The sequence below is a fragment of the Streptomyces sp. NPDC045956 genome (genome assembly GCF_056430705.1).
The window spans coordinates 1-5,972 of the sequence record NZ_JBWKKZ010000014.1 but is presented as its reverse complement, the minus strand read 5'-3'; the positions used below and the strand labels follow the sequence as shown (position 1 = coordinate 5,972).

The following is a 5,972-nucleotide window of genomic DNA, read 5'->3' as shown; positions in this document are numbered from 1 at the left end:
AAACGCTGGGAGGGGCACGAAAATCTGCTCCTCGGGCGGCGGTGCCCTGGGCTACCAAGCACCCCCCACACGCAAAGCCGCACCCCCCCTGCTTCCTCCCCCCCCCCTGCTGCGTGTCCCGGCCGGGGTGTCAGGACCGGCTCCCCCCGCCCAGTCCGCCGAGGAGCGTGTCGACGACCGAGGCCGCCAGCGTGTCCGGGTCGGCGGAGGTCTCGGCCTGCACCTGGATGGCCTGCTCGATGAGGGCGTGGTACACCCGCCGGGCCCACTCGAGATCCGCGTCGGGGCGCAGCAGACCGGCCTGCTGGGCCCGGTCGAGCAGGACGTGGCCCTTGGCGAAGATGCGCTCGTGCGCGGCGACGGCCTCCGGCGCGCGCAGCTGCGGCTGCCCGACCGTGTAGCGCCAGCCGCTCTTGACCTGGATCACGTTGGCGGTGATCTGGTGCAGCGCGACCAGCGGCGGGGCCGTCTCCGGCCGGCCGACGTCGATGGCCTCCTCGACCTGCCGGAAGGCGTGCACCGCCATCGCGTCGATCAGCGCCTCGCGCGAGGCGAAGCGGCGGTGCAGCGTGGTGCGGGCGACGCCGGCCGCGGCGGCGATCTGGGCGAGGCTCGCGGTCGGGTCCTCGCCGAGCACCCGCTCGGCCACCTCCAGGATCGTCCGCACGGTCCGTTCGGCATCGGCGCGCAGCGGCCGATCCCTCGTAGTCGTCTCGGTCACGTCGTGGCCGCCTCTCGGTCGCGGATGGGTCTTCCACCAGTTTAGGTGACACCAAAGTTGCAAGACAAGGATTAGTTGCATCACCAGTGTTGCATCTAGCTCCTTCTCTGATACGTTGATGTCGCGGTTCGAGGCAGACATGCAACTACTGAGGAGTGAATCGAGATGTCGCAGGCTCAGCAGGACTGGATCGAGGCGTACGACTACGTGCAGGGCGTCCAGGCCGCCGGCCCGGCGGAGGCGCAGCGGGTCGGGGTGCTCAAGGTCGGCCGCCGGGACGCCCGCCGCGTCCTGGTCCTGCTCGGCGGCCGCGAGGGCGGCGCCGGGGTCTTCCGGCACACCGCGCGGGCCCTCGCGAGTGCCGGGGACGACCTCCAGGTGTGGGCGGTGGACCGGCGCGAGCAGAACCTCGCCGACCTCTCCGGCTTCGCGGAGAGCCCGGAGCAGGCCACCGAGTACTACCTGGGCGGCCACTACCAGGTGCAGGACCCGGCCGCCTCGGCCTTCGCCGCCCAGTGGGGCCTGGAGGTCCTGCTGGAGGACGTGCGCCGGGTCGTCCGGGAGGCCTCGGACGGCGGCCGCCGCGACGTGGTCCTCGGCGGCGTGTCCGTGGGCGGCAGCGAGGCGCTCCTGTACGCCGCGTGGGACTTCGACGGCACCCCCGGCTACCGCGACCTGGCCGGTCTGGCCGTGGTCGACGGCGGCGTCCTCAACGCCTACTCGGGCGCCGGCATGGAGTTCGACCTGCCGCTGGAGGCGGCCAAGGGATGGCTCGCCGCGATCGAGTCCGGTGCCGTCTTCGAGGACTTCACCAGCACCACCACCGGCCTGGGCGACCGGCCGGAGTCGGCGGCCCTCTGGTTCCAGCTCGCGGCCGGGCACGCCCTGGCCGACCCCGACGGCCCCGCGGTGCTCGCCGACCGCGTCCCCGAGCAGTTCCGCACCGACGGCAAGCTGACCAACGCGGGCCTGTTCGGCCGGCTCGTCGACGCCGCGAGCGCGCACCCCTCGTACTCCGTGCAGGCGGGCCACCTCGACGACGACGGCTCCTGGGTCGACGGCGGCCCCACCCGGCTGCGCACCGTCGCCGAGGCCTTCGCCGGCCCCCGTCCCGGCGCCTGGCTCTGGTACACGCTGGGCCGCGTGATGCTCGACCTGGTCGCGGCCATCGACTTCAAGGAGACCGAGCTGACCCGCATGCTCGGCCTGCGCCTGTCCCACTCCGAGGCCATCGACGTCCCCCTGTACACCTTCCAGTCCGGGCTGACCAACGGCACCACCGGCCAGGCCGCCGCGGCCGTCACCGCCGCCAGCCGCATCCCGGAGCTGTCGCTGTTCTCCGACCCGGCGCTCACCCACCAGGACGTCGTGTACGCCCAGTGGGAGGACAACCGCTTCCTCCAGACGCTCGCCCAGTTCCTGCGCGGCCTGCCCCGACGCCAGGCCTGACCGCAACCCGCCCCCACCCCGGGGCGGAGCACCCGCAGACCGGGGCGGAGCACCCCCGCAGACCGGGGCGGCAGGAGTCCATCCCCCGTCCTCCTGCCGCCCCTCCTCACCGTTCGAGATCAAGCGAGATCAAGGAGAGCTTCGATGGCAGCCGCCGCCACCCCCGAGGCACCGCCCCGCGCGGGCCTCACCATCTTCGCCCTGTGCCTGGCCGTCTTCATCGTCCCCTACGGCCTCAGCAGCGCCCCGGTGGCGCTCCCCGCGATGGGCCGCGACCTCGACGCCGGCGTCGTACCGCTGAACTGGGTCGTCAACGCCTACAACGTCACCGCCGCGAGCTTCATGATGGCCGCCGGTTCGATCGCCGACCGCATCGGCCGCAAGCGGGTCTTCTCCTTCGGCGTCGTGCTGTACGCCGTCTCCGCGCTGATCGGCGCCCTCGCCACGAACGTGCTGATCCTCGACGCCGCCCGCGGCGTGGCCGGCGTGGCCGCCGCGGCCATGATGACCGCCGGTGTGTCGGTCATGGCCAACATGTTCCACGGGGCCGCCCGCACCAAGGCCTTCGCCTACGTCGGCGTCACCATCGGTGCCGGCCTCGCCGTCGGCCCGACCAGCTCCGGTCTGCTCGTGTCCGAACTGGGCTGGCGCTCCATCTTCTGGGTGCAGTTCGCCATCGCCGTGGCGTCCATGCTCGGGCTGAAGCTGCTCCAGGAGTCCAAGAACCCGGACGCGCACGCCGTGGACTGGGTCGGCACGGTCACCTTCACCCTCGCGCTGTGCTGCTTCACCCTCGGTGTCATCCAGGGCCCGGCCTGGGGCTGGGGCAGCGCCGGCGTCCTCGGCCTGTTCGCCGGCTGCGTGCTGCTGCTGGCCGGCTTCGTCCTCGTCGAACGCCGCCAGCGGTTCCCGATGTTCGACCTCTCCCTGTTCGCCGAACCGCGGTTCATGGCGGTCAACCTGCTCGCCACCGCCGTCTCCTTCGGTTTCGTCGGCCTGATGGTGCTGCTGCCCTCGTACCTGGTCGGCGCCAACGGGCTCTCCGACAGCGGGGCCGGCCTGACGATGCTGCTGCTGACCGCGCCGGTGCTCGCCTTCCCGCTGGTCTCCGGGCGCCTGGTGCAGGCGGGCGTCTCCATCCGGCCCATCCTGAGCGGCGGCCTGGTCCTCGTCGCCGCCGGCCTCGCCTGGCTGACCACCGTCCACCCCGGGATCAGCCTGCTCGGGCTCGCCGGACCGCTGATGCTCGTCGGCATCGGCATCGGCCTGATCTACGGCCTGATGGACGGCGCCGCCGTGAGCACCGTCCCCCCGGCCAAGGTCGGCATGGCGAGCGGCATGTTCAACACCATCCGCCTGGCCACCGAGGCGGTCGCGGTCGCCGGTATGGTCGCCGCCCTCATGTCCCTCGTCCAGCGCCGCATCTCCGACGGCCTGGGCCGCTGGACCGAGGGCACGGACCTCACCACCCGCAGCGTCACCGACAGCGTCTCCAGCGGCAACGTGGACGGAGTGGCCGACGAGGTGCCGGCCGCGAGCCGCGAGGCCTTCACCGACTTCCTCGGCCAGGGCTACACGCACGGCTTCCAGGTCGTCCTCTGGGGCACGGTCGTGGTCTGCCTGGTCAGCGCGCTGGTCCTGCACCTCATCCTCACCGACCGCCCGGCGCCCGAGGCCTCGGCCGACGACACCGGGAAGACCGCGCCGAACACGGACACGGACACGGCCTCGACCGAGGGGACGCTCCCGGCCGACGAGAGCGCGTCGAACGAGCAGGCCGCGCCGCGGGAGTCCGCGGACGCGAGGGTCTGAGCGGCGCGCGGCGGGCCCCCACCGGCCCGTCCGCTCCCCCGCGACCACGAGTCCTCCCCGCCTCGGGGCGCCCGGCGTACCTCACCGGGCGCCCCGACCGGCCCGCCCGCAGGAGCACGCCATGCCGTCCACCGCCCGTCTCCCCGTGCCACGCACCGCCCACCCCCGCGGCCCGCACGGCCCCCACGAGCCCGGCACCGCGGCGGACCTCACCGACACGCTGCTGCTCGGCCCCCTGCCGGCCACGGCGCTGGCCCTGTGCCGGTACGACGAGGACCGGACGCCGCTGTCCCTCCACCCCGAGGAGACGCGACTGGCGAACACCCTGCCGCCCGCCCGGCGCCCCGACTTCGTCGCCGGACGGGCCGCGGCGGCCCGCGCGCTGGGGGCGCTGCGGGTGGGCGGTCCGGTACTGCGGGACGGACGGCGGCCCGTGTTCCCGGCCGGGGTCCGCGGCTCGGTCAGCCACTGCGTGGGACACATCGGAGCGTGCTTCGCCAGCGTCCACCCCCAGGTCCTCGCCACCGGCACGGACCTGGAGCGCACCGACCGCCTCGGCCGGGACGCGGAACGGCTGGTGTGCACCCCGCACGAACGGGCATGGGTCCGGCAGGCCCGCCGCCCGGAGAGCCGGCTGGCGGTCGTCTTCTCGGCCAAGGAGGCCGTCTACAAGGCCCTGTCCGCCCTCGGCCGCCCCGAACCCGTCTTCCACGACATCGAGTTGAGGGTCGCGGGCAGCAGGCTCCACGCGCACCTCACCCACGGTCTGCTGCCGTCCGGTTCACGGCTCGCGGGCTGGGTACGGTTGCTGCCGGGCCACCACGTCATGACCTCGGTGGCCGTGCTCGCCGAGGACCGCCGACCGGGCGGGGCGCCGTCGGTGGCCCCCTTCGATGTGCTCTAGGTCAACCTTGGGATCACTTCCTTGCCCCGCCGCCGCGGCGGATGGAAGGCTCGCATTCCGTTGGTGCCCGTAATACAAGGCGAGTCCAGCGGGGGAAATAAGTGTTGACGTTCAGTGTTCTCGGCCCATTGGAAATACGAGTAAACAACGAGAGCGTTCCGGTGCCGCGCGGCCCCAAGGTCCGCCAATTGCTGTCCATGATGGTCATGCAGCCCGGATCGGTCGTGTCCCACGGCCTCATGGTCGACGAACTGTGGGGGAAGAACCCGCCGAAGACCGCGCTCTCCACGGTGCGTACGCACGTCTACCACCTCAGGAAGATCCTCTCCCGGGCGATCGACGACCGCGCCACCGCCAACCTCGTCGACACCTGGTCCGCGGGCTACGTCCTGCGCGCCGTACCGGAGCAGGTCGACGCCGAGGTCTTCCTCCGGCTGGCCCGGCAGGGCGAGACGCTGCTGCGGGCCGGAGAGACCGAGGAGGCGTCCCGGGCCCTGTCCCGGGCCCTGGAGCTGTGCGGCGGCGGTGTGCTGACCGACGTGCCGTGCGGCCCCGTGCTGACCCAGCACGTCCAGCACCTCCAGGAGATGTACATGCGGGTGCTGCAACAGCGGATCGAGGCGGACATGCGGCTCGGCCGGCACGGCGGTCTCGCGGCCGAGCTGCGGCGGCTCGTGGTGCGTCACCCGCTCAACGAGTGGCTGCACGGCCAGCTCATCAACGCCCTCTACCTGAGCGGCCGCCGCGGGGACGCGCTCCACGCCTACCAGGAACTCCGCGGAATTCTTCAGGAAGAACTCGGCCTGGACCCGTCCCGCGCCATTCAGCAGATGCAGCAGGACATTCTTTCCGGTGGCGAGGAGAGCACGCTCAGAATGCCGCCCTCCTGGCAGTGGGCGCCCTCCGTCGGCCGACTCCCGAGTGCTTGCTGAAAAGCGGCGGGACCGAATGAAGCCGTCACCCGATCACTGTCCCGACCGAGGAGCGCACATGCGCAAGGTGCTCATCGCCAACCGTGGCGAAATCGCTGTCCGCGTGGCCCGGGCCTGCCGGGACGCCGGGATCGCGAGCGTGGCCGTCTACGCG

Annotated in this window: 6 protein-coding genes; 5 read left to right on the top strand and 1 reads right to left on the bottom strand. The window is 72.6% G+C overall.

Annotated elements, in window-relative coordinates; genetic code table 11:
- Nucleotides 1-130: 130 nt before the first annotated feature.
- Nucleotides 131-721 (bottom strand): TetR/AcrR family transcriptional regulator, encoded by a 591-nt coding sequence (locus AC07FV_RS30330; protein WP_383649100.1) that lies wholly within the window; start codon nt 719-721, stop codon nt 131-133.
- A 165-nt stretch (nt 722-886) separates the two neighbouring features.
- Here AC07FV_RS30330 and AC07FV_RS30325 point away from each other — a divergent pair, with 165 nt between their 5' ends.
- The 5 genes from AC07FV_RS30325 to AC07FV_RS30305 form a co-directional block, all read left to right on the top strand.
- Entirely contained in the window at nt 887-2,170 is a 1,284-nt protein-coding gene (locus AC07FV_RS30325) for an alpha/beta hydrolase (protein WP_479090664.1), read from the top strand.
- Nucleotides 2,171-2,314: 144 nt separating this feature from the next.
- The gene (locus tag AC07FV_RS30320; protein WP_479090662.1) at nt 2,315-3,982 is read left to right on the top strand and encodes an MFS transporter; all 1,668 of its coding nucleotides are present in this window, start codon (nt 2,315-2,317) and stop codon (nt 3,980-3,982) included.
- Nucleotides 3,983-4,103: 121 nt separating this feature from the next.
- Entirely contained in the window at nt 4,104-4,886 is a 783-nt protein-coding gene (locus AC07FV_RS30315) for a 4'-phosphopantetheinyl transferase superfamily protein (protein ID WP_479090660.1), read from the top strand.
- A gap of 128 nt (nt 4,887-5,014) precedes the next feature.
- Nucleotides 5,015-5,818, top strand: coding sequence for an AfsR/SARP family transcriptional regulator (locus tag AC07FV_RS30310; protein WP_479090658.1), 804 nt, complete (start codon nt 5,015-5,017; stop codon nt 5,816-5,818).
- A 58-nt stretch (nt 5,819-5,876) separates the two neighbouring features.
- A partial coding sequence (locus AC07FV_RS30305; RefSeq protein WP_279617129.1) for a biotin carboxylase N-terminal domain-containing protein occupies nt 5,877-5,972 on the top strand: 96 nt, incomplete at its 3' end.

What these genes read in the sequence shown, in the direction of transcription:
- AC07FV_RS30320 (WP_479090662.1), top strand. Translation starts at nt 2,315, where the DNA reads ATGGCAGCCGCCGCCACCCCCGAGGCACCGCCCCGCGCGGGCCTCACC.
- AC07FV_RS30315 (WP_479090660.1), top strand. Translation starts at nt 4,104, where the DNA reads ATGCCGTCCACCGCCCGTCTCCCCGTGCCACGCACCGCCCACCCCCGC.
- AC07FV_RS30325 (WP_479090664.1), top strand. Translation starts at nt 887, where the DNA reads ATGTCGCAGGCTCAGCAGGACTGGATCGAGGCGTACGACTACGTGCAG.